19 protein-coding genes are annotated in these 21,569 nt (G+C 71.8%); 13 read left to right on the forward strand and 6 right to left on the reverse strand.

All coding sequences use genetic code 11. The annotated features are described in order from the left end of the window. Positions 1 to 9 precede the first annotated feature (9 nt). From ABD437_RS41150 to ABD437_RS41160, 3 genes are all read left to right on the forward strand, one after another. Positions 10 to 645, forward strand: a complete 636-nt coding sequence (locus tag ABD437_RS41150) for a hypothetical protein (RefSeq protein ID WP_344654421.1) — start codon at positions 10 to 12, stop codon at positions 643 to 645. After that, positions 642 to 3,746 carry a helicase HerA domain-containing protein gene (locus ABD437_RS41155; protein ID WP_344654422.1) on the forward strand — a complete coding sequence of 1,035 codons (3,105 nt, stop codon included), beginning with the start codon at positions 642 to 644 and terminating at the stop codon, positions 3,744 to 3,746. Before ABD437_RS41150 ends, ABD437_RS41155 begins: the two co-directional genes overlap by 4 nt. Before the next feature lie 181 nt (positions 3,747 to 3,927). Continuing rightward, positions 3,928 to 4,419, forward strand: coding sequence for a hypothetical protein (locus ABD437_RS41160; protein WP_344654423.1), 492 nt, complete (start codon positions 3,928 to 3,930; stop codon positions 4,417 to 4,419). A gap of 43 nt (positions 4,420 to 4,462) precedes the next feature. Here the strand turns inward: ABD437_RS41160 and ABD437_RS41165 are convergent, their stop codons facing one another. Continuing rightward, positions 4,463 to 7,312: a YfhO family protein gene (locus tag ABD437_RS41165; protein WP_344654424.1), complete on the reverse strand. Its 2,850-nt coding sequence runs from the start codon at positions 7,310 to 7,312 to the stop codon at positions 4,463 to 4,465. 151 nt (positions 7,313 to 7,463) lie between these two features. On the opposite strand from ABD437_RS41165, the gene ABD437_RS41170 reads away from it, so the two are divergent. Then, positions 7,464 to 8,465, forward strand: coding sequence for an NAD-dependent epimerase/dehydratase family protein (locus tag ABD437_RS41170; RefSeq protein WP_344654425.1), 1,002 nt, complete (start codon positions 7,464 to 7,466; stop codon positions 8,463 to 8,465). Here ABD437_RS41170 and ABD437_RS41175 read toward each other — a convergent pair. Then, on the reverse strand, positions 8,462 to 8,689 hold the full coding sequence (locus tag ABD437_RS41175; RefSeq protein WP_344654426.1) for a DUF6480 family protein: 228 nt from the start codon (positions 8,687 to 8,689) through the stop codon (positions 8,462 to 8,464). The two genes, ABD437_RS41170 and ABD437_RS41175, sit on opposite strands and share 4 nt — an antisense overlap. Before the next feature lie 112 nt (positions 8,690 to 8,801). Between ABD437_RS41175 and ABD437_RS41180 the strand changes: the two genes are divergently transcribed. Together ABD437_RS41180 and ABD437_RS41185 are read left to right on the forward strand one after the other, a co-directional pair. Further along, the gene (locus ABD437_RS41180) at positions 8,802 to 9,707 is read left to right on the forward strand and encodes a Rieske (2Fe-2S) protein (protein ID WP_344654427.1); all 906 of its coding nucleotides are present in this window, start codon (positions 8,802 to 8,804) and stop codon (positions 9,705 to 9,707) included. Further along, on the forward strand, positions 9,704 to 9,892 hold the full coding sequence (locus ABD437_RS41185; protein WP_344654428.1) for a CDGSH iron-sulfur domain-containing protein: 189 nt from the start codon (positions 9,704 to 9,706) through the stop codon (positions 9,890 to 9,892). The genes ABD437_RS41180 and ABD437_RS41185 overlap by 4 nt, the downstream gene beginning before the upstream one ends. Positions 9,893 to 9,938: 46 nt before the next feature. Here the strand turns inward: ABD437_RS41185 and ABD437_RS41190 are convergent, their stop codons facing one another. The 3 genes from ABD437_RS41190 to ABD437_RS41200 are packed head-to-tail and all read right to left on the reverse strand — an operon-like array spanning position 9,939 to position 12,474. Then, the gene (locus ABD437_RS41190) at positions 9,939 to 10,943 is read right to left on the reverse strand and encodes an iron-containing redox enzyme family protein (protein WP_344654429.1); all 1,005 of its coding nucleotides are present in this window, start codon (positions 10,941 to 10,943) and stop codon (positions 9,939 to 9,941) included. Between the two features lie 52 nt (positions 10,944 to 10,995). Further along, positions 10,996 to 11,805, reverse strand: coding sequence for an MBL fold metallo-hydrolase (locus ABD437_RS41195; protein WP_344654430.1), 810 nt, complete (start codon positions 11,803 to 11,805; stop codon positions 10,996 to 10,998). Between the two features lie 27 nt (positions 11,806 to 11,832). After that, entirely contained in the window at positions 11,833 to 12,474 is a 642-nt protein-coding gene (locus ABD437_RS41200; protein WP_344654431.1) for an ATP-binding protein, read from the reverse strand. A 263-nt stretch (positions 12,475 to 12,737) separates the two neighbouring features. On the opposite strand from ABD437_RS41200, the gene ABD437_RS41205 reads away from it, so the two are divergent. From ABD437_RS41205 to ABD437_RS41215, 3 genes are all read left to right on the forward strand, one after another. Further along, positions 12,738 to 13,733: a chemotaxis protein CheB gene (locus ABD437_RS41205; RefSeq protein WP_344654432.1), complete on the forward strand. Its 996-nt coding sequence runs from the start codon at positions 12,738 to 12,740 to the stop codon at positions 13,731 to 13,733. A 69-nt stretch (positions 13,734 to 13,802) separates the two neighbouring features. Further along, a complete protein-coding gene (locus tag ABD437_RS41210; RefSeq protein ID WP_344654433.1) occupies positions 13,803 to 15,671 on the forward strand; it encodes a CheR family methyltransferase in 1,869 nt (622 codons plus the stop codon). 53 nt (positions 15,672 to 15,724) lie between these two features. After that, complete coding sequence (locus tag ABD437_RS41215) at positions 15,725 to 17,689, forward strand: acyltransferase family protein (RefSeq protein ID WP_344654434.1); 1,965 nt, start codon at positions 15,725 to 15,727, stop codon at positions 17,687 to 17,689. A gap of 4 nt (positions 17,690 to 17,693) precedes the next feature. Here ABD437_RS41215 and ABD437_RS41220 read toward each other — a convergent pair whose 3' ends face one another. Further along, positions 17,694 to 18,356: a nucleotidyltransferase family protein gene (locus ABD437_RS41220; RefSeq protein ID WP_344654435.1), complete on the reverse strand. Its 663-nt coding sequence runs from the start codon at positions 18,354 to 18,356 to the stop codon at positions 17,694 to 17,696. Positions 18,357 to 18,534: 178 nt separating this feature from the next. Between ABD437_RS41220 and ABD437_RS41225 the strand changes: the two genes are divergently transcribed. Genes ABD437_RS41225 through ABD437_RS41240 form a run of 4 tightly spaced genes read left to right on the forward strand, consistent with a single transcriptional unit; the run spans position 18,535 to position 21,566 of the window. Further along, the gene (locus ABD437_RS41225) at positions 18,535 to 19,269 is read left to right on the forward strand and encodes an STAS domain-containing protein (RefSeq protein ID WP_344654436.1); all 735 of its coding nucleotides are present in this window, start codon (positions 18,535 to 18,537) and stop codon (positions 19,267 to 19,269) included. Positions 19,270 to 19,315: 46 nt separating this feature from the next. Next, on the forward strand, positions 19,316 to 20,242 hold the full coding sequence (locus ABD437_RS41230) for an acyl-CoA dehydrogenase (protein WP_344654437.1): 927 nt from the start codon (positions 19,316 to 19,318) through the stop codon (positions 20,240 to 20,242). Next, positions 20,239 to 20,967: a PIG-L deacetylase family protein gene (locus ABD437_RS41235; protein ID WP_344654438.1), complete on the forward strand. Its 729-nt coding sequence runs from the start codon at positions 20,239 to 20,241 to the stop codon at positions 20,965 to 20,967. Before ABD437_RS41230 ends, ABD437_RS41235 begins: the two co-directional genes overlap by 4 nt. Beyond that, positions 20,964 to 21,566 (forward strand): class I SAM-dependent DNA methyltransferase, encoded by a 603-nt coding sequence (locus ABD437_RS41240; RefSeq protein WP_344654439.1) that lies wholly within the window; start codon positions 20,964 to 20,966, stop codon positions 21,564 to 21,566. Before ABD437_RS41235 ends, ABD437_RS41240 begins: the two co-directional genes overlap by 4 nt. The last annotated feature ends 3 nt before the right edge of the window (positions 21,567 to 21,569 follow it).

Genomic DNA, 21,569 nt, shown 5'->3' on the forward strand with positions numbered 1-21,569 from the left:
GATTCAACAATGGCGAACGACGCTCTGACACCCCCGCAGCGTGCCGCACTGCTGCTCCTGCTCGGGGTGGCTTCCGAGGTCGGGAACAACGATCTGGGTGAGCGCTACGGGGTAACGCTCACCGGCAAAGACAAAGCGCATCTGAACCACGCGAAGCTCATCACCTCGAAAAAGGTGAAGGGCTTCGGCAATCAGTTCTTCCACGAACTCACCGAGCCCGGCTGGGCCCGCGCGCGTGAGGAACTGACCGGTGAACTGCCCACCGGCCTCTGGGGCCGGGCCGTGGCGCTCAGCCTCGCCGAGCAGCTGGACCGTTACCTGCACCGGGCGGATCTGCGTCTGCACGACGTGTTCCGGGCCACGGAGGTCACCGTCGCCGAGCCGGTCGTGCTGTCGGATCGGATTCGGGCCGCGTATTGGCGCATCACTCCGAAACCGAACGGCTGGGTGCTTCTCTCGGCTCTGCGTGAGCAACTCGCCGACGTCTCCCGGGACGACCTGGATGCGGCGCTGATCGCGCTGAACGCCGCTCCGGACGTCACCTACTCCACCGAGACGAATCGGAAGTCGCTCGCCGATCGCGGCGAATCCGCCGTGGTCATCGGGGCTCAGAAGAAGCACTTGATCGCGATCGAGGGCGCATGAGCGACCTCGAACTCCGGGCGCTCCGCGCGGTACGGATCAACTTCGCACCGACGCCCGACGACGTGTGGAACCCGAACCCGTTCCACGTGGACGGCATGCACCAGCGAGCGATCGACGCCGTGCTCGACGGCCTCGACGACGCCTCCGACAGCGACGCGAGCAGCCCGATCGGCGTCACCATCCAGGGGCAGCGCGGCACCGGGAAAACCCACCTCATGGGGTGGCTCCGCGACCAGATCCAGGATCGTGACGGCTACTTCTTCCTGCTCACCCTCGTCGACCCCAACGCGTTCTGGCCGAGCACGGTGGTGTCGATCCTCGACGGTCTGACCCGCCGGGTGAAACGCCGGATGCCCCAGCGGCGGATGCTGCTGAACCGGCTGGCCGAGGACGGTGACCTGGCTCCCGGCCTGCTCCCCCAGATCCTCGGCGACGAGCCGATCACCCCGCAGGCGCTGACCGCGTTCGTCCGCGCACTGCAGAACGTCGACAACCAGGTCGCGCGCGATTGCCAGGACACGGTTCGCGCGCTCGTCCTGTACGGCTCCGCCGATCTGGAGACCCAGGACATCGGGCAGAACTTCCTGCATTCGCACCCGGACGAGGCCGGGAACGGCGCCGCGTGGGGCCTCGGCAAGCACGTCAAGGACGCCCGGTTGATCGTCCGCGACCTGTCCCGGCTCCTCGCGTTGACGGGGCCGAGCGTCATCGGTGTCGATCAGATCGACCCGCTGGTGATCGCCGCGTCGAGCGGAGCGGCCGGCGGCGACGTCACCGACGACCCGGTCCGCAACATCGCGCTGGACCAGATCGCCGAAGGGCTGATGTCGCTCCGGGAGAACACCCGCCGAACGCTCACCGTGCTGACCTGCAGCCCCACTACGTGGACGCTCATCGCCGACGAGGCCATCGACACCACGCAGGACCGTTTCCGGGTCGCGCCGCACCTGCAGTCGATTCCGTCCGAGGAGTTCGCCCGGGCCCTGATCGCGAAACGCTTCGAGTGGCACTACGGCCGGATCAAGTTCGAGCCGCCCTACCCGACCTGGCCGATCGCCCACTCCGCGTTCCGGGGAGCCGGCGAGTTCACGCCGCGAGAACTGCTCAAGCGGGTCGATCAACACATTCGGGCGTGCGTCGACCGGCGAGAAGTCCAGGAATTGTCCGCGCTCACCGATACGCTCACCGACCGTTCGCATCGCCCGACGTCGCCCGACGTGATGGCCGCGCTGGACAGCCGATTCGATCGACTCGTCGCCTCGGCCGACGTCGCGCACGTCCTGGCGCCCTCCACCGAGGACGCGATCGTGCCCAGGCTGCTCAACGCCGGGCTGGAAGCGTGGATCCTGGAGAAGCAGGACACCGAAAAACTGTTCTCGTACGACCCGCTCCCCGGCGTCAAGCCGCCGTTGCACGCCCGGCTCCGGATGACGCTCGACGAACAGACCGAGGACGAGGCGCACTGGGCCTTCCGCGCGATCGGCGCCGAGCATCTCAACGGGGCCCGGCCACGGATCCAGACGGCCTGCATGATGTCCGGGCTCTCGCAGCGGATGCCGAAGCGGCGCCTGTTCATCCTCCGGAACGCACAGTGGCATGCGACGCCGGGCACGAAGACCTGGCACGTGTTGAGGGAGTTCGAGGACGCCGGAGGCCGCACCCTGCGTGTCTCGCCGGCCGATCTCAAGGTGCTCTCCGCTCTGAAGGTGCTGCTGGAGGAGAGCCCGAACCACCTCGAGGCGTGGCTGGAAGACCGCCGGCCGAGTGAGCGGGTCGAGTTCCTCCGTGAAGCCCTGTCCGACCTTGCCGCCGGCCCGCAGCCGGAGTCAGTGCCCACCCCGACTCCCCCCGGAGCCCCGCTGCCGACCGTGCCGTCGCTCGTCGTGGGGCGGGCCGTCGGCAGCGGCGAGGCGGTGAGCGTCGAGCTGGAGGCCCTGCGCAAGCACGTCGCGATCTTCGCCGGTTCGGGGTCGGGCAAGACCGTGCTGATCCGGCGGCTGGTCGAGGAGTGTGCGCTCCACGGCGTCTCCTCGATCGTGCTCGACCCCAACAACGACCTGGCGCGGCTCGGGGACGCCTGGCCGGAGACGCCGTCGGGGTGGGGTGCGCAGGACGCGGCCAAGGCCGCCGACTACCTGGACGGCACGGACGTCGTGGTGTGGACGCCACGGCGGCAGGCCGGGCGGGCGCTGAGCTTCCAGGCGCTGCCGGACTTCGCGAGCGTCCGCGACGATCCGGACGAGTTCGACGCGGCGATCGACGCCGCGGTGGCGACGCTGGCGCCGAGGGCCAGGGCGGACGGTGGCACCGCTCGGTCGGTGCGCTCACGCGCGGTGCTCACCGAAGCGCTGCGGTTCTTCGCACGCAGCGGCTTCTCGACGCTGCGTGAGTTCATCGCCGTGCTGGCCGCGTTCCCGGAGGACGTGAGCCGGCTCGAGAACGCCGAGAAGATCGCCGCGGAACTCGCCCAGGACCTCAACGCCGCGGTCGTGAACGATCCGTTGTTCGGGGGTGCGGGCACGCCGGTCGATCCCGGTGAGCTGCTGACCCCGGCGCCGGGCAAGCGGGCCCGGGTGTCGGTGATCAGCCTGGTCGGGTTGCCCTCGGACGAGCAGCGGCAGAGCTTCGTCAACCAGCTGCAGATGGCGTTGTTCGCCTGGGTGAAGAAGAATCCGGCCGGTGACCGTCCGCTGGGTGGACTCTTCGTGATGGACGAGGCCCAGACGCTGGCTCCGTCCGGGGCGATGACCGCCTGCACGCAGAGCACGCTGGCGCTGGCGTCGCAGGCCCGGAAGTACGGGCTCGGTCTGGTGTTCGCCACCCAGGCGCCGAAAGGGCTGCACAACCGCATTCCCGGCAACGCGGCGACGCAGTTCTTCGGGCTGCTCAACGCACCGGTGCAGATCAACGCCGCCCAGGAGATGGCCAAGGCGAAGGGCGGCAGCGTCCCGGACGTCGGGCGGATGGGCACCGGGGAGTTCTACGCCGCGCCGGAAGGCTCCGGGTTCGTCAAGGTCAAGACGCCGCTGTGTCTGAGTCATCACCCGAAGAGCCCGCTGACCACGGAAGAGGTCGTGGCCCGGGCCCGTACCGCACGGTGACCGGGCGCTGCACGCACCGTGCTGATCGGGGGGCACGGTCGAACCGGTTCCCGGGGTTGGCACGTTTTCGGGAGAACGGGCTCCGCCTCCGCCCGTAGGTTCTTACTCAACAGCTCGTCCGACGACATCCGGGCGGGCGGAAGTACCGCAGTTCCTCCCCGAGACATCAGGAGCACGAACCATGAGCGAGTACGAGACCAACGTCGACGTCGACGGTGACGGCACCTACGACGACGTCAACTTCGAGCAGAACGCCGACGGCAGCGTCACGATCACCGCCGACCAGAACAACGACGGCGTCGTGGACTTCGTCGCCCACGACTACAACGCCGACGGCATCGTCGACGACGCGATCTACGACGACGACTACGACGGCGACGCCGACACCTTCTGGAAAGACACCACCGGCGACGGGATCCTCGACCGCGCCGCGGGCGACACCAACGACGACGACGTCGTCGACTGGAACGGCGTCGACGCCAACCAGGACGGCCACATCGACCACGCCACCGTCGACACCAACTACGACGGCAAGGCCGACACCTACGTCGCCGACGACAACTACAACGGCAACGCCGAATACGCCGCGGTCGACACCGACGGCGACGGCTACACCGACCGCACCACCGACCCCACCCAGGCCGGCAACCAGGCCCAGGTCAACTGGAGCTGATTCCCTCGCTGCCCCCACGCGATCGCGTGGGGGCAGCCGTGTTTCAGACCTCGGCGCCGCGCTTGCGGCGGGAGCGGAACCACGCCCCGGCGAAGATCGCCGCGATCACCAGCGCGGTCGCCGCCGACAAGTACGTGCCCGCGCCGTGGTACGGCGTCCGGTACGACAGCGACACCGTGTGCGTGCCGTCCGGCACCGCCACCGCCACCACGCCGTGGTCGGCCGGGACCAGCGTGGCCGGCTGGCCGTCGACCGTCACCGCCCAGTCGTTCTGGAGTGCGTCGGCCACGACGAGGTAGCCGTCCCCGGTCGCGTCGACCCGGGCCGAGATCGTGTCGGCGCCGTCCTCGAGCACCGAGATCTTCGCCCTGCTCCCGGCCGTGGCGGCCGGGCCGGACGAGTCGAGCACGACCTGGTTCGCCGTCAGCGTCCCGCTGTTGACCAGCGCGATCCGCGCGGCCGCGTCCGGCTCCACCACCGCCGTGCCGGCCCAGCGGATGCGCGGCAGTGCGGTCAGCCGCTGGTACACGACCGCGTTGCCCGCGTGGACCAGGCGCAGCCCGTCGTCGGCCGGGTGGACCGCGCCGACCCCACCGGTGATCGCCAGCGCCTCCCGCGCGTCCTGCGTGACGACCGCGGACACCTTCGTGCCGGCCGGAATCCCTTCACCGGCGACCGGAACCGTCAGCGCGGTGCCGGCCGCGACGCCGTCCCCCTGGTGGTCGCGCCCGATGATCACCCGGGACGCCCGGGCGAGCTCGGTGCCCTTCTCGTCCTGCAGCGTCACGGTGATCGTGGTGTCGGACGCCGGGCGGAACGCCGACGTGAGCTCCACCGTCACGCCACGCAGCGGACCGGTGCCCGGCACGTCCGCACGCAGTGGCTGATCACCCCGGATCGAGACGGCGCCGGCGGCGCTCGACGCCTTCGTCACGGTGCCGAAGACCGTGTCCGAGGGTGCCGTCACGAAGTACTTCACGCCGAGCCGGTCGAACAGGGGTTGCTGGGCGGTCTGCAGCGTCGGCCGGAAGTTGATGTAGGTGGGCGGATCACCCAGGCCCCAGCCGGGCATGCCGTCCAGCGCCTCGCCCAGGCGCTTGCCGATGAAGAAGTGGCCGTTCAGCGCACGCAGCGGATACGCCGAGTCGGCGCCGACGAACATCGCGCCGCCGGCCGCGTACCGGTCGTCACCGAGGTGCGACGCCAGGTAGCGGTGGACGTCGGTGACCGGGTAGTAGGTGTCCTTGTCGGATTTGGGCCAGTAGAGGCCGGCGAACGACAGCGCCTGCACGGCGATGAGCACCGGCACCAGGAGAGCGGCGACCCCGGCCAGCGACGGGCGACGGCGGGCCGCCCACCATGCGCACCCGATCGCGGCGAGGGCCAGCGCGCCGAACAGGGCCGCCCAGAGCAGCTGGCCGTCGAACCACGAGACCCGGTAGCTGCCCTCGGCGCCCCCCTCGGCGATCCGCGCTGCCCGGCGGCCCCGCCAGAGAAGGGCCGCGAAGACCACGAGCGCACCGCCGAACACCACCGCGGGCCACGCCACCCGGACCCACCGGGGCACGCGCCCGCCTTCGCGGCGGACCGACGGGACCACCCGCCGTACCAGCAGGTCGAACCCGACGGCCGCCAGCACCGCGACGAGGAAGCAGAGCACGCTCCGCATCCGCCCGACGTAGTTGTCGGAGAACAGCACCGGAAGCTTCTGCAGCGCCGCCAGCGGCGCACCGCCCCCGTAGATCACCACCAGACCGAGCAGGGTGGCGACCAGGAAGTACGAGAACCCGCCGCGCGGCAGCCGCCCGGCGGCCACCCGGGGGAACGCGACCGCGATCAACGCCAGCAGCACCGCCGCCGCGCCGACGTACACGGTCGACTCGACCAGGTTCACCGGCAAGTACCAGTACGGCCCGCGGTTGGGATCGGTGGTGCCGAACGCCCACGGGGCCACGGCGGTGAGCGCGGTGACCGGCAGCAGATGGTCGTCGGGGGTCTGCTCGCGCCCGGCGATGTAGACGCCGGACATCGCCGAAACGAACGGCAGCAGCTGGACCGCGGCGAGCGCCACCGCACCCACCAGGGCCACGCCGGCACCGCCGACGATCCCGACGATCCGCCGCCAGGAGAACCCGTACTCGGCCAGGACACGGACCACGAGATAACTACCGGCGAACAGGATCGTGTACCCGGTGACCGCCGGGAACCCGCCGAGCAGCATCGCGGCCACGGCCAGGCACAGCAGCGCACCGTCGCGGGCCCGGCGTGAGGCGACCAGCCGCTCCACGCACCAGAACACCGCCGGGATGAACGCCGCGACCCGGCTCTGCGGCCAGTTCGTCCACGCGATCAGGAAGCCGCTGCCGACGAACACCAGACCACCGAGGCCCGCGGCCGCGCGCCCGAGGGAGAACCGGCGCAGGAACAGGAACGTCGCCCCGGCGGCCACCACGATCTCGAGCAGCTTCACGTACCCGGGCGCCAGCCAGCCGGGCAGCAGCAGGTACGGCACGGACAGCGGGTTGAACAGCGCGTAGTTGGGCGTCGACCCGAACGCGGCCCCACCGGACTGGTACGGGTTCCAGAGCGCGACGTCGCCCTCGCGCAACAGCTCGCCGAACAGCGCGGAGTTGGGCAGCACCGAATCGACGGTGTCGTTGAGGAACGTGTTCGTCGGCTGGACGTCCGAGAGCCCCGCCGTGGCGTACGGCGCCTTGTCGGCGAGCATGTCGGTGGCCGCGAACACCTTCAGGCCGAGCAGCGGCGCCCCGATGCCGGCCAGCGCGTAGCCGATGATCGCGAGCATCACGACCGCGGTGAGCGCCCGCTGCCAGCGCGGTTCGCGGACGGGCTCGTCCGCCTCGGGTGACGGCTCCGGTGCCGGGGTTGCCACGACGGTGTCGGACCTTTGGCTCACGGGAATCTCGGCTCCGGAACGCGGGGGGTGCAATCGCCCAGCGAGAGTAACAGCCCTGTGGTAACCCTCGGCCGGACGGCGATCAGCCTGTGGATTGTCCCGGCGCAGGCGGGGAACACGAACGGACATGCGCATCGTCGTGACCGGAGCCAGCGGAAATGTCGGAAGCGCCGTGGTTCGGGCGGCGGTGGGGTCTGGGGCGGAGGTGACCGGGGTCGTCCGGCGCACCCCGTCCGAACGGGCGGCTCCCACCGGTACCCGGTGGGTCCGCTGCGACATCGGTGCGGTCCGGGCCGGCACCGCGCTGCGCGCCGCGATGGAGGGCGCCGACGCCGTCGTCCACCTGGCCTGGGCGATCCAGCCGAGCCACGACCGCCACCAGCTGGCGCGGACCAACCTGCTGGGCACCGCGGCCGTGATCGACGCCGCCGAGCGGGCGGGGGTGCCGCACCTCGTGCACGCGTCCAGCGTCGGCGTCTACTCGACCGGGCCGAAGGACCGCACGGTCGGCGAGGACTGGCCCACCGACGGGATCTCGACGTCGTCCTACAGCCGGGACAAGGTCGCCGCCGAGCGGCTGCTCGACGCCAGCACGGTGCCGGTCGTCACCCGGATCCGCCCGGCCCTGGTCGTGCAGCGCCGGGCCGCGAGCGAACTGCTGCGGTACTTCCTGCCCGCGCTGGCCCGGCCGCTGGTGAAGCTCAAGCTGCCGGTGCTGCCGCTCCCCGACCGCACGGTCACCCAGGTCGTCCACGCCGACGATGTCGCCGACGCCGTGCTGCGGATCCTCGCGGCGCGGGCGGCGGGGCCGTTCAACCTGGCGCCGGAGCCGCCGCTGCGCCCGGCCGACCTGGCCGCGGCGTTCGGCGGCCGGCACGTCCCGCTGCCGGCGGCCGTGCTGCGTGCCGGTGCGGCCGCCAGCTGGGCGGCGCACCTCCAGCCGGTGGACGCCGGCTGGGTCGACCTGCTGCTCGGCACGCCGCTGCTCGACAGCTCGCGGGCGCGGAACGAGCTCGGCTGGGTGCCGAAGTACGACACTTACGCGGCGCTCGCCGACGTCGTCGCGGGTCTGCGCGACCACTCCGGCGACCGCTCGCCCCTCCTCCGCCCGCTGAAGCTCCTGGCCTAGTCGGCCAGGAAGAACACCCGCAACAGCATGAACAACGCCACGGCGACGACCATCAGGCCGATCGCCCCGATCACCACCCAGGGCACCCACTTCGGGGCGGGCCCCTTCTCCTGATGAGTGATCGCGGACGTGCCGCCCTCACCCGGCGGCGTCTCGCCCGGCGGTACACCTCCGCCCGGCTCCAGTCCAGGGGTGCGGCTCGGGTCCGGACCTTGCCAACTCATCCGTCCTCCTCCGACGTGCAGTCGTTTCGGGCTACCCGTCGTCACACCGAACACACCCCGAACAATCAGGCGTTTCCGGTGTGACCGCGCGCCCGACGGGTAACCGAGCCGCATGTCGGTGATCCGAGGACTCTTCTCCCGCCTAGAGAGCGCGCGACTCCTCGACCCCGTGGCCGAGGCCGTCGCCGGTGCCGTCCAGACGTCGATCCCGAGCGCCCGCATCAAGGACCTGTTGCACGGCCGCTGGCTCGGCCATCCCGTGCACCCGGTGCTGGTGCAGGTGCCGGTCGGCGCCTGGGTTTCGGCCAGTGTGCTGGACTTCGCGCCCGGTGGCCGCAGGGCCGCACAACGATTGGTCGGGCTCGGTCTGCTGACCGCGCCCGCCGCGGTGGCCGCCGGTCTCGCGGACTGGTCCGAGCTCGAACCCGACCAGCGTCGGGTCGGGCTGGTGCACGCGGCCGCGAACACGGTCGGAATCGCGTTCTACGCCGCCTCCTGGGGTGCCCGCCGCAACGGGCGCCGAGTAGCCGGAGTGGGGTACGCCCTGCTCGGTCTGTCCGCGGTGGGCCTCGGGGGCGCGCTCGGTGGCCACCTGGCGTACTCGCAGGCCAGCGGCGTGAACCACGCCGAGGGTGCGGCGCGTCGGGCCGGTGGGGAGTGGCACGACCTCGGGCCGCTGGACGAGATACCGGTCGGGCAGCCGGTCCGGCGGGACGTCGGCGACACGACAGTGGTCGTGTACCGGCGGGCGCTCTCGTCCGGTGGTGGCGTCCACGTGCTGGCGTCGGAGTGCAGTCACGCCGGCGGGCCGCTGCACGAGGGTGAGGTGACCGACGGACCTGGCGAGCCGCGCATCTCCTGCCCGTGGCACGGGTCGGTGTTCCGGCTGGTCGACGGGGAGCCCCTGCGGGGTCCCGCGACGGCCTGCCAGCCGGTGTTCCAGACCGAGATCGCGGCCGGTCGGCTGCGTGCCCGGGCGAACGCGGAAGGAAGCGTGTGGAAGAACGCGGAAGTGTGAGCGTCACCCTGTACGAGGACGGTCCGCTGCTGCTGCGCGGCGACTTCGTGATCCAGGGTCAGGACGGCGAACCGATCGATCCGGGCCGGGCCACGGTGGCGCTGTGCCGCTGCGGCAAGTCCGGCCTCAAGCCGTTCTGCGACGGCACCCACAAGCTCACCAACTTCTCCGCCCCCGGCCACTGATCCGACGACGAAGGCCCGCCCCCTCGGGGGCGGGCCTTCGTCGTGGTCAGGCGGAAGCGGCCAGGTCCGTGGACGGGGCGTTCCGCAGGGACGACTCGCCCGACTCCCAGCGGCCGAGGATCCACTCGGCGGCGACGCCGTCCAGAAACAGGCCGCACGCGGCCCCGAACAATAGGTCGCCGGCGTGGTCGGGGAACTGGGCCACGTACCCGCCGCACAGGTCGTGCGCGGCGATCTGCTCGTGCACCGCGTCGGCCGCGACGTGCTCGTCGTAGAAGCGGGTCGCGTCGGCGTCGCCGCCGAGCCGGCGCAGCCCGTTGCCGTAGCGCCGGTTCGGAATCGACGAGGTCATCTCGAACGCGGCCAGGTGGCCCAGCAGCGCGGGCAGCCAGCGCCGGTGCAACCCGAACATCGACATCAGGTTGTTGGTGGCCAGCGTCGGCGCGGACACCTGCCCCAGGTAGGCCCCGTACTCCTGGTCGAGGTCCAGCTTGCCCATCGTCGTCCGGAACAGTTCGGCGTGCATGCGCTCGAGCCGGCCGCCGCCGTACTCGTCGGTCTGGATCTCGACCAGTGCGGCCTTCGGCCGACCGCCGAGCCGCGGAATGCCCCAGCTGTGCGGGTCGGCCTCCTTGAGGTGGTAGATCGACCGGTGGACGACGAACTCGCGGAACTGCGCGAGCGTCGCCTTGCGTTGCAGGAACCGGCTCATCGACGGGCCGGTGTCGGCGTTCGCCAGCGTGCTCAACGCCCGCGCCACCGGTGCGTCGGGCGGTGCCGGGACCGCCGCGCGGAGCCCGTCGACGAAGTGCGCCTCCAGCCGCGCACGCAACGCCAGCAGCTGGGGGTCCCACTCCCAGTCCGGGTCGACGCCGTCGAACCCGCGGTAGTGCAGTTCGTAGAGCACCCACAGCGCCAGCTGAAGGTCCTCGTCCAACCAGGGCTCGTCCCCCGACCGGGGTACCGGAACCCCGGTCAAGGATCCGGGGCTCTCCACGAGAGCCCCGACCACCGTTCCACTCACGCCACCCCGTGGCTCCGGCAACCGCATGAAGTTCCTCCCGGATCGGCCCGTCCTCGCGCCAACCGCCTCGAATTTCCCCCTAACGCGCATCCGAAACGGCAGGTGAGAGTGGAACCGTGCGGCCACGCTCGAGCGTCCGCACGCCGGCGATCCCGCGCCGCGAGGTCTCGTCGACGAACGCCGAGAGCGGCGACTTCATCACCGTGTAGTCGTCGAAGTGGATCGGGTGGATCACCGGCGCCCCGATCAGCGACGCCAGGTCGGCGCCCTGTTCCGCGTCCATCGTCACCAGGACGCCGAGCACGCGGGTGCCCCCGAGGTGCACCAGCATCGCGTCGATGCCGGGGAAGCGCTCGGTGATCTCGCCGAGCCAGGGACGGCACAGCGTGTCACCGGTGACGTACAGCCGGTACGCGCGCTCGCCGTTGCGCTCCAGGTCGACGATGCTGCCCATGACCGGAGGCAGCAGCCGGTGGAACAGTGCGGGCCCGTGCTGTCCGGGCACCGACGTCACCCGCAGCACCTCGTCTCCCCGGCTGGTCTCCCACTCGGTCCACGGGGAGAGCCCGGACGCTTCCCGGAAGCCCTTCCGGTCCAGCCGCCGCGCCGCCGCCGGGGTGGAGACGATCGGCACCGTGCGTGGGAGCCCGCGTGCCGCCCGCCGGTCGAAGTGGTCGCCGTGCAGGTGCGAGAGCACGACCGCGTCCAGCGGCGGGAGGTCCTCGACGCCCAGCGCGGGAGCGTGCCGCCGCCGGGACACCAGGCCCTTGCCCAGGTACGCGTACTCCCCGCGGTGCAGGAAGTTCGGGTCGGTGAGAACGGTGAAGCCACCGAGCCGCAACAGCACGGTGGCGTTACCGACGAACAGCAGGCTTCCGACGGGCGTCATGCTCCCCGGGTAACCCGCTGGTGGCGATTAAACGGGCTCCTCCGGCACCAGCGACAACGTCGCCCAGACCGTCTTGCCGTCGGGGTGGTCGAGGATTCCCCAGTGCCGGCTGACGCGGTCGATCAGCGGCAGCCCGCGGCCCCGGAAGCTGACCATGTCCAGCGGACGCGCCACCGGTTGCGTGGTGGACCCGTCGCGAACGCTGATCTTGAGCGTCTCGTCGGTCAACTCCAACGCGACCGTCGACGACGTCCCGGCGTGTTCGACCGCGTTCGACACCAGCTCGCTCACGACCAGCTGGGCCACTTCGGTCAGGTCGGGGGACAGATCCCAGTCGGCGGCGGCTTCCTGCAGGAACCGCCTGGCCGTAGCCGAAGCCGTCGGGTCGGCCGGGACCGCGCAGTCCCGGCGGACCCGCGCCGGCCGGTCATCGACATGGCGCACACCCGCCTCCGTCGCCGGGTAGAAGGGAAGGAGGTCGGAGCAGTGCACTCGCCGTGCGGCGTCCTCGAAGACACCCTCGGCATCCACTACAACCATCCGCGCGGTGGGCCACCCACCGGCGGTATTGAGCACGCTGGGTAGCAGCGCGACGCACTCCGGGTTCGCCAGCTGGAGCCGGGACACGTCCACCACCACCTTTCCCACGTCGAACAGTGACTTCAGCATTGCCCGCCGAGCCACTGGCGCGGTGCGCACTGAGAGCTGACCGTGCAGGCGCAGAACCGCATGGTCGGCCCGGCGATCCAGGTCGACGTGCAAGTTCGGGCCCATTGCTCCGCTCTCCGGTCTCTGTTGCGTCGTGTTACCCACGATCCGTAGTGGGCACACGCGGAAAAGCCACCGCCGTCGCGTTCCGGGGTAACCTCCGTCACAACCCGCATTCCAGGGACGACTGCGAGTGGATCCCGCCACGTCCCGAAGGGGGAACTATGTCAGGCCGACCGCTCGTCGTCGTCGGCGCGTCCGCCGGTGGTGTCGAGAGCCTCCGGGCCGTGGTCCGAGGGTTCCCGCCTGACCTACCCGCGGCCGTGCTCGTCGTGCTCCACACCACTCCGGGCGGCAGCAGCGTACTCGCGTCGATCCTCGATTGGGCCGGCCCACTGCCCGCGAGCACCGCGGTCGACGGCGACGAGCTGCTCCCCGGGCACATCTACGTGGCTCCCCCGGACCACCACCTCACCGTGCTCGACGGTCGCTGCAGCCTCTCGCGCGGGCCCCAGGAGAACGGTCACCGCCCGGCGATCGACCCGTTGTTCCGCTCGGCGGTCCGGGCCGCCGGCTCCGCGGTCGTCGGCGTCGTGCTGACCGGCATGCTGGACGACGGTGCGGCCGGCCTCGCCGCGATCGCCCGGCACGCGGGGGCGACGGTCGTCCAGGACCCCGCGGACGCGCTCTACCCGAGCATGCCCCAGGCCGCCCTCAGCCTCGTGCCGAACGCCGCCACCGCCTCCGCCGACAAGCTCGGGCCGCTCGTCGCCGACCTGGTCCAGCAGGCACCGGCGATCGACCCCACCCCCGACGACCCGCTGCTCAATCAGGAAACCGCCATCGCGGAGTTGGACATGGACGCGCTCAACGACCCCGACCGGCCCGGCGTACCGGCCGGTCTGGGCTGTCCCGACTGCAACGGTGCCCTGTTCGCGGTACCCGAGGGTGCGCTCACCCGGTACCGCTGCCGGGTCGGTCACGCCTGGTCGCCGGAGAGCCTGCTGGCCCGGCAGAACGCCGCCATGGAGGGTGCGCTGTGGATGGCGCTGCGCACGATGGAGGACAAGGCCGCCCTGCACCGCCGGCTGGCCGACTCGGCGAACGACCGGGGCGCTCCGCTCGTCGCCACCCAGAACCTGCGCTCGGCCGGTGAGCTGGGCGAGGCCGCCCGCCTGATCCGCGACCTGCTGGCGCAGGAGCCGCCCGGTCAGCCGTGACGCGAACCGTCGCCCGGTGCCGGTGCGGTGCGGGGTAACAACGAGCGACTCCTGGAGACAAGGACTGCAGTGAGCGAGGACGATCCCGATTTCGAGGCGCTGCTCGAGTTCCTCAAGGAGAGCCGCGGGTTCGACTTCACCGGGTACAAGCGATCCAGTTTGATGCGGCGGGTCGCTCGGCGCACCCAGGCCCTGGGTATCGAGGGGTGGAACGAGTACCTCGACTACATCCAGGTCCACCAGGACGAATACACCACGCTGTTCAACACGGTGCTGATCAACGTCACCGGGTTCTTCCGCGACCAGGACTCCTGGCTGCAGATGCGTGCGGAGATCCTGCCGCAGCTGATCGCGTCGAAGAAGCCGTCGGAGGCGATCCGGGTCTGGTGCGCCGGCTGCGCCACCGGTGAAGAGGCGTACAGCATCGCGATGCTGCTGGCCGAGCTGCTCGGCCCGGAGGAGTTCCGCGACCGGGTCAAGATCTACGCCACCGACGTCGACGACGAAGCGCTCTCGATCGCCCGCCAGGCCACGTACGGCGAGAAAGAGGCCCGCGCGGTCCCCAGCGACCTGCTCGACCGCTACTTCGAGCGCAACGGTGTCCGGTTCGTCTTCGCCAAGGATCTGCGCCGGAGCGTCATCTTCGGGCGCAACGACCTCGTGCAGGACGCCCCGATCAGCCGGGTCGATCTGCTCACCTGCCGCAACACGTTGATGTACCTGAACGCCGAAACCCAGGCGCGCGTCCTGGCGCGGTTCAATTTCGCGCTGAACGAAGTCGGCGTACTGTTTCTCGGCAAGGCCGAGATGCTCTTGAGCCACGGCCAGCTGTTCACACCGCTCGACCTCAAACGCCGGTTCTTCCGCAAGGTGCCCCGCGCCGTACCGGGGCTCGGCGTGATCACGTCGGGCGGCGCCGGGAAGAACGCGTTGCGCGAACTGCTGGGAGCCGACCGCTTGCAGACCGAGGCGCTGCTCACCGCGCCGGTGGCCGCGATCGTCGTCACGAACGACGGCACGGTGGCCGGGGTGAACCAGCGTGCCGAAGCGCTGTTCGGGGTGTCCGCCCGCGATCTGGGGCGGCCGTTCCTCGACCTCGACGTCTCCTACCGGCCGATCGAGCTGCGCCCGTACCTGGAGGAGGTGCGGCGGGAGCGTCGTCCGGTCTGGGTCCGCGACGTCGAGTGGACGCGCTCGCCCGGCGAGAAGCTCTGCGTCGACTTCCAGATCATGCCGCTGATCAGCTCCGACGGACAGCACGCCGGCGCAGCGGTGTTCGCCTCCGACGTCACCCGCTACCGCAATCTGCAGGACGAACTCGAGTTCGCGAACCGGCAGATCGAGACCGCGTACGAGGAACTCCAGTCCACCGTCGAAGAGCTCGAGACCACCAACGAGGAACTCCAGTCGACGGTGGAGGAGCTGGAGACCACCAACGAGGAACTCCAGTCCACCAACGAGGAACTGGAGACGATGAACGAGGAGCTCCAGTCCACCAACGACGAGCTCCAGTCGATAAACGACGAGCTGCGTGAGCGCACCGATCAGCTCAACGACGCGAACGCGTTCCTCGAGTCGATCCTGCGCTCCCTGCGCAGCGTGGTCGTGGTCGTCGACTCCGACCTGGTCGTGCGGGTCTGGAACCGCCAGTCCGAGGACCTCTGGGGGCTCCGGCCGGAGGAGGCGGTCGGGCAGCACCTGCTCAACCTCGACATCGGCATCTCCACCGACCGGCTGCGGCCGCTGATCCGGCAGGTGCTCGTTGGCGGTGAACCCACCGCACCCGCCGAGCTGGCCATCGACGCGATCAACCGCCGGGGGCGTCCGGTCGAGGTGCGGGTGGGCGCGAGCCCGCTCATCTACCGCGCCGGGCAGGTCGCCGGGGCGATCGTGGTCATGGACCAGGTGTCGGCACCCGCCCCGAACGACCCCAGCTAGGAGCAACACCGGGCACGGCATTTATAACCGTTTGTGCCCATATTCTCCTCCGCATGCCGGACCGCGTCGCCTCACTCGACACCCCGACCCCCGTTCGAGTACGCAAGCAGCGAGCCGAGCGACTCACGCTCACCCACCGCCCGGCGCTGGACGGCGTCCGCGCGATCGCGGTGCTCGTCGTCCTGCTGTTCCACGGTGGAGTGTCGTGGCTGCCGGGCGGCTGGATCGGCGTCGACGCGTTCTTCGTGCTGTCCGGGTACCTGATCACGACGCTCCTGCTCGCCGAACACGAGCGCACCGGCCGGATCCGGCTCGGCGCGTTCTGGGCCCGGCGCGCCCGGCGACTGCTCCCCGCCCTGCTCACCGTGGTGGCGGCGGTGCTGGCCGGTGCCCGCTGGCTCGTGCCGCCGGAGGAACTCGGGGCGCTCGGCACCGATGCGCTGGCCACGCTCGGCTACGTCGCCAACTGGCGGATGCTCGACCGCGGCGACGGCTACGCCGCGCTCACCGCCGCGCCGTCGCTGCTGCAGCACACCTGGTCGCTGGCGCTCGAGGAGCAGTTCTACCTGCTCTGGCCGCTGCTCGTCGCCGGTGCGCTGGCCTGGTGGTCGGCGCGGGGCCTGCTCGGTGGGACGCTCGTCGCGGCCGCGGGGTCCGCCGCCGCGATGGCGCTGCTCTACGTGCCCGACGTCGAGCCGGCCCGCGCCTACTACGGCAGCGACACCCGCGCGTTCGGGCTGCTGGTCGGCTGCGCGCTGGCGTTGCTGCTCAGCGCGCGGCGCTACCGCCCCGGCCACGCCGCTCCCCGCCGGTGGTCGGTTCCGGTCGGACTGGCCGTCGCGACGCTCGGCGTCGCGCTGTTCGCCCTGGACGACGCCGGACCCGTGCTCTACCGGGGCGGCCTGCTGGGCGTCGCGGTCGCGGTCGCGGTGGTGATCAGCCGGGCGGAGCGCGAGCCCGACGGCCGGACCGCCCGGGTGCTGTCGGCCTCCCCGCTGCCCCGGCTCGGGCGGGTGTCGTACGAGCTGTACCTGTGGCACTGGCCGGTGTTCGCCTGCCTCGACGCCGAACGCACCGGGTTGACCGGCCTCCTGCTGCTGGTCACGCGGTGCGCGGTGACGCTGGTGCTGGCGGAGCTGACGTATCACCTGATCAGCCGCCCGGTGCGCAGCGGGCGGTGGCCGCGGCCCGGGCGCGTGCTGCCGCCGCTGACCGCGCTCGCCGCCGTGGCCGGCGTCGCGGTGGCGGCGGTGGTCGTGACCGCGCCGCCGACGCACCGCACGCAGGCGCCCGGAACGACGATCGCCGCGGCGCCGAGCACGTTGCTCACCCGGCCGGGCCGCCCGGCGGGGCCGCTGCGGATCACGGTGTTCGGCGACTCGGTCGCGAACAGCCTGGCGATCGGGCTGCCGACGCTGTCCGGGGCGACGCTCACCAACCGGTCGCTGATCGGATGCGGCATCGCGCGGTCCGGGCCGGTGCGCAACGCGTCGAAGATCCAGGACCCGTACGAGCGGTGCCCGCGCTGGGACGCCTACTGGGCCCAGGGGGTGCGTGCCGATCACCCGGACGTCGCGCTCGTGGTGCTGGCGCGGTGGGAGGTGCTGGACCGCAAGCTCGACGGCCGGTGGCAGCACATCGGCGAGCCCGAGTACGACGCGTACCTGCACACCGAACTCACCCGCATGATCGGGGTGCTCACCACCGACGGGGCGCGGGTCGTGCTCGCCACCGCGCCGTACAACCGCCGGTACGAGCGGCGCGACGGCAGCATCTACCCCGAGGACGAGCCCGCGCGGATGGACGCGTGGAACCGGATGCTCGACGACACCGCACGCACCGACCCGGCCCGGGTCCGGGTCGTGGATCTCGGGGCGCGGCTCTGCCCCGAGGGTCGGTACACGACCGAGGTCGGCGGCGTCCCGGTGCGTACCGACGGCCTGCACCTCAGCGAGCGCGGCGTCCGTGAGGTCGTGGCACCCTGGCTCCTGCCGCAGCTCGCCTCGGCGGCCACCTGACCTGCTACACCGCGGCCGGGGCCGGATCGGACGACGGTTCGGGGTCGGACTCGGAGCGCGCCGCCCCGGTGGAGGCCGGGCCGGCGTCGTGGCCGAGGCCGTCGAGGCGCAGGGTGCCGGGCGGAGCGATCCCGAGCCGCTCGGCCGCGAGGAGGAACGCCTCGGCGTAGGGCGAGTGCGCGGTCGCGTCGTGGACGAGGTCCCAGTCGATCTGCTCGCGCAGCGCCCGCCCGAGCGGCAGCACCGTCGTGAGGTCGCAGTAGTGCTCGGTGAACGCCAGCAACTTGTTCAGCAGCAGGTCGGTGGCCGAGAGCACCGGCATCCGCACCGCCGCGACCGGCATCTCCTCGGCCCGCTCGAGCATCTCGGCCGTGACCTCGCGCTCCGACGGCCGGAAGATCAGGTCGACCAGGCACTCCCCGTCGTACACCTTGACCAGCCAGTCCTCCGGCGGCTGCTCGGAGCGCAGTCCGGCCTCGACGCAGGCACCCAGCGCCGACTGGACGTCCGACGGCCGGATCAGGAAGTCGACGTCGTGCGTGGACGCCGGCCCGCCTCTGGCGTAGACCGCGAAACCTCCGGCCAGCGCGAACGGGAGGTCGGCCGCTTTCAACGTGCTGGCCACCTTCTTCATCGTGACGATCAGCGCGTCCGGATCTCCACTCATGGTCCCCCCTTACCCCGTTGTCCGGCGGAGATACCCGCCTGAATGCCCGGTGACACGAACAGGTGGTCTCGCGGCGCCGTAGCATGATTACCGGACGAATTCTTCGCGTCCTTCGGGGTATCCAACGCCCCGACCGAGAATCGGTCGCGCGTCCGCGCGGCGAACTTGCGAGGGCTGGATGCTCAGCTGTCAGATCGACCGAACCCAGCCCGTCACGGTGCTGCAGTTGGTCGGTGACCTGCGCCTCGGCGCCGTCCACCAGGTTCGCGGCGCGCTGCTGAAGTGCCTGGTCGAATGCCCGGAAGCGGTGATCGTCGACCTGTCCCGCGCGCACGTCTCGTCCACCACCACGCTGTCGGTCTTCGGGGCCGTCAGCCGGCGCGCCGCCGACTGGCCGGTGGTTCCGCTGGTGCTCACCGCGAGTCCGCCGGACGTCCGGGACCGGCTGGAGCCGGTCACCCGGCTCTGGCAGATCCCGGTCTACGCGTCGCTGGACGAGGCGCTGGCTGAGGCCGTCCGGCACCCGCCGCCGGTGCGGCGCGAACGCCTGGAGCTGCGCCCCGGCACGATGGCGATGCCCAGGGCCCGCGCGATGGTGGCGGAAGCGTGCCGCGAGTGGGGGCTGAGCGATCTGGTGCTCCCGGCCGAGCTCATCATGTCCGAGCTGGTCAGCAACGCCGTCCAGCACGCCGGAACCGATCTGGTCGCGAGCGTGGTGCTCCGCCGCGACCTGCTCCACCTCACGGTCAGCGACGGGAACCCCAACCCGCCGCGCAAGAGCCCCGGCTACCCGCCGATCGGGGCGCTGAAAGGACGCGGGCTGCTGCTCGTCGACGAGTTCGCCAGCGGGTGGGGGTGCCTGCCGATCGAAGGCGGCAAGGTCGTCTGGGCCATCATCCGGCTGCCGTCCTGAGGCGCGTCACACGTTAGACCAGCTCGGGCCGGGGAAAACAGCAGCGGTGCCAACCGCAAGCAAGCTCCTCGCCGCGCACCGGGCCGGCGCACTCGACCTTCCCCTTCCCGGCCGGGGCCGCACCGCGGAACGGTTCGCCGCGCTGGCCGAGCTGACCCGCGCCGACACCGCTCTGGGACGCCTGGCCGAGGGACACACCGACGCGCTGGCCATCCTCGCCGAGCTCGACGGACCCGACCCCGGTAACGCGGTCTGGGGTGTCTGGGCCGCGGTGCCGGACTCGGTCACCGCCGTCCGGGAGGAGGGCACCTGGTGGCTGGCCGGTGACCGGCCCTGGTGTTCCGGCGCCGGGGTCTGCACCAGCGCCCTGGTCACCGCGGCCACCGACGACGGGGTGCGGCTGTTCGCGGTCGACGTCACCGGGCCGTCGGCGACCCCGCTGGACGGGACGTGGCCCGCGGTGGGCATGGCGGCCAGCGACAGCCGGACGGTCCGCTTCACCCGGGCACGTGGCGTGCCGGTGGGTGGGGTCGGCGACTACGTGAACCGCCCCGGGTTCTGGGCCGGCGGCGCCGGGGTGGCCGCGTGCTGGTACGGCGCCGCCGTGGGCGTGGCCGAACGGCTGGTGACAGCCGCACCGACCGATCCGCACGCGCTGGCGCACCTGGGTGCGGTCGACACCGCGCTCGGCGGCGCGTCGGCCCTGCTCGACCAGGTGGCCACGCTAATCGACACCGAATTCGACGCCGCGGTGCTGCGCCGCCCGGTCCGGCGGGTCCGCGCCGCGGTCGAGGCCGCCGCCACCGCGACGCTCGACCACGTCGGCCGTGCCCTCGGCGCGCGCCCGCTGGGCCAGGACGCCGAGCACGCGCGCCGCACCGCCGATCTCACCGTCTACCTGCGGCAGAGCCACGCCGAACGGGACCTGGCCGACCTCGGCGCCGACGTCCTGCTGGCCGGGGCCGGCTGGTGAGCCCGCTGATCGACGGCGCGGGCACCGACGAAGCGTCCTGGCGGGCCTGGTCGCCGGCCTGGCCGGTGCTCGACGTGCCGGAGACCGCGCCCCTGGTGGTGGCACCGCACCCCGACGACGAGGTCCTCGGAGCCGGTGGCCTCCTCGCCCGGCTGGCGGCGGCCGGCACGCCCGGCGTCGACGTCGTGGCGGTGACCGACGGGGAGGCCTCGCACCCGGGGAGCACCGTGTACACGCGTGCGGAGCTCGCGGCGCTGCGACGGGTGGAGACCGACGAGGCGCTCGCGCGCCTGGGCCTGACCGAACCGACCGTCCACCGGCTCGGCCACCCCGACGGCGGCGTCGACGAGGCCGCGCTCACGGCCACCCTCACGACCCTGCTCACCGCCGGCCGCTGGTGCCTGGCCAGTTGGCGCGGCGACGGGCACCCCGACCACGAGGCGGTCGGCCGCGCGGCCGCGGCGGCGTGCGCGGAGACCGGCGCGCACCTGATCGAGTACCCGATCTGGACCTGGCACTGGGCCCGGCCCGACGACCCCCGGGTGCCCTGGGACCGGTTCCGCCGTCTCCCGCTCACCGACGCCGAACGCGCCGCGAAACGGCACGCGCTCGCCGCGTTCGTCACCCAGGTGCGTCCGCTCGGCCCGGCCCCGGGTGACGCGCCGATCCTCCCGCCGCACGTCCTCGCGCGCTTCGACCGTCCGGAAGAGGGTTTTCTCCTGTGACCACGCTGCCCACCGAGTACTTCGACCGGATGTACGCCGCCGACGACGACCCGTGGGGCTTCCGTTCCCGCTGGTACGAGGAGCGCAAGTACGCGGTGACGCTGGCTGCCCTCCCCCGGCGCCGGTACCGCTCCGGGTTCGAGCCGGGCTGCTCGATCGGCGTGCTCACGGCCGCGCTCGCCGACCGCTGCGACACCCTGCTCAGCACCGACGTCGCCGAAGCGGCGGTCACCCGGGCACGCGCCAACGCGCCCGGAGCCAGGGTCGAGGTCCGCCGCCTGCCCGACGAGTGGCCCGACGAGACGTTCGACCTGATCGTGCTGTCCGAGGTCGGCTACTACCTCGACCGGGCCGCGCTGGAGCGGCTGGTCGACGCCACGATCGCCGGCCTCGAACCCGGCGGCGACCTGGTGCTGGTGCACTGGCTCCACCCGGTGGCCGACTACCCGATCGACGGCGACACGGTGCACGCCGCGTTCTCCGGACGTCCGGAGCTGGCGCGGACCGTCGTGCACGAGGAGGCCGACTTCCGCCTCGAGGTGTATGCGCGGGTGCCGCCGGCGGCGCGGTCGGTCGCCGCCCGCGAAGGCCTGTGCTGAGAC

This window comes from Cryptosporangium japonicum (assembly GCF_039524755.1).
GTDB classification, from domain to species: domain Bacteria; phylum Actinomycetota; class Actinomycetes; order Mycobacteriales; family Cryptosporangiaceae; genus Cryptosporangium; species Cryptosporangium japonicum.

What these genes read in the sequence shown, in the direction of transcription:
- ABD437_RS41150 (WP_344654421.1), top strand. Translation starts at nt 10, where the DNA reads ATGGCGAACGACGCTCTGACACCCCCGCAGCGTGCCGCACTGCTGCTC.
- ABD437_RS41155 (WP_344654422.1), top strand. Translation starts at nt 642, where the DNA reads ATGAGCGACCTCGAACTCCGGGCGCTCCGCGCGGTACGGATCAACTTC.
- ABD437_RS41160 (WP_344654423.1), top strand. Translation starts at nt 3,928, where the DNA reads ATGAGCGAGTACGAGACCAACGTCGACGTCGACGGTGACGGCACCTAC.
- ABD437_RS41170 (WP_344654425.1), top strand. Translation starts at nt 7,464, where the DNA reads ATGCGCATCGTCGTGACCGGAGCCAGCGGAAATGTCGGAAGCGCCGTG.
- ABD437_RS41175 (WP_344654426.1), bottom strand. Translation starts at nt 8,689, where the DNA reads ATGAGTTGGCAAGGTCCGGACCCGAGCCGCACCCCTGGACTGGAGCCG.
- ABD437_RS41180 (WP_344654427.1), top strand. Translation starts at nt 8,802, where the DNA reads ATGTCGGTGATCCGAGGACTCTTCTCCCGCCTAGAGAGCGCGCGACTC.
- ABD437_RS41190 (WP_344654429.1), bottom strand. Translation starts at nt 10,943, where the DNA reads ATGCGGTTGCCGGAGCCACGGGGTGGCGTGAGTGGAACGGTGGTCGGG.
- ABD437_RS41195 (WP_344654430.1), bottom strand. Translation starts at nt 11,805, where the DNA reads ATGACGCCCGTCGGAAGCCTGCTGTTCGTCGGTAACGCCACCGTGCTG.
- ABD437_RS41200 (WP_344654431.1), bottom strand. Translation starts at nt 12,474, where the DNA reads ATGCTGAAGTCACTGTTCGACGTGGGAAAGGTGGTGGTGGACGTGTCC.
- ABD437_RS41205 (WP_344654432.1), top strand. Translation starts at nt 12,738, where the DNA reads ATGTCAGGCCGACCGCTCGTCGTCGTCGGCGCGTCCGCCGGTGGTGTC.
- ABD437_RS41215 (WP_344654434.1), top strand. Translation starts at nt 15,725, where the DNA reads ATGCCGGACCGCGTCGCCTCACTCGACACCCCGACCCCCGTTCGAGTA.
- ABD437_RS41220 (WP_344654435.1), bottom strand. Translation starts at nt 18,356, where the DNA reads ATGAGTGGAGATCCGGACGCGCTGATCGTCACGATGAAGAAGGTGGCC.
- ABD437_RS41225 (WP_344654436.1), top strand. Translation starts at nt 18,535, where the DNA reads ATGCTCAGCTGTCAGATCGACCGAACCCAGCCCGTCACGGTGCTGCAG.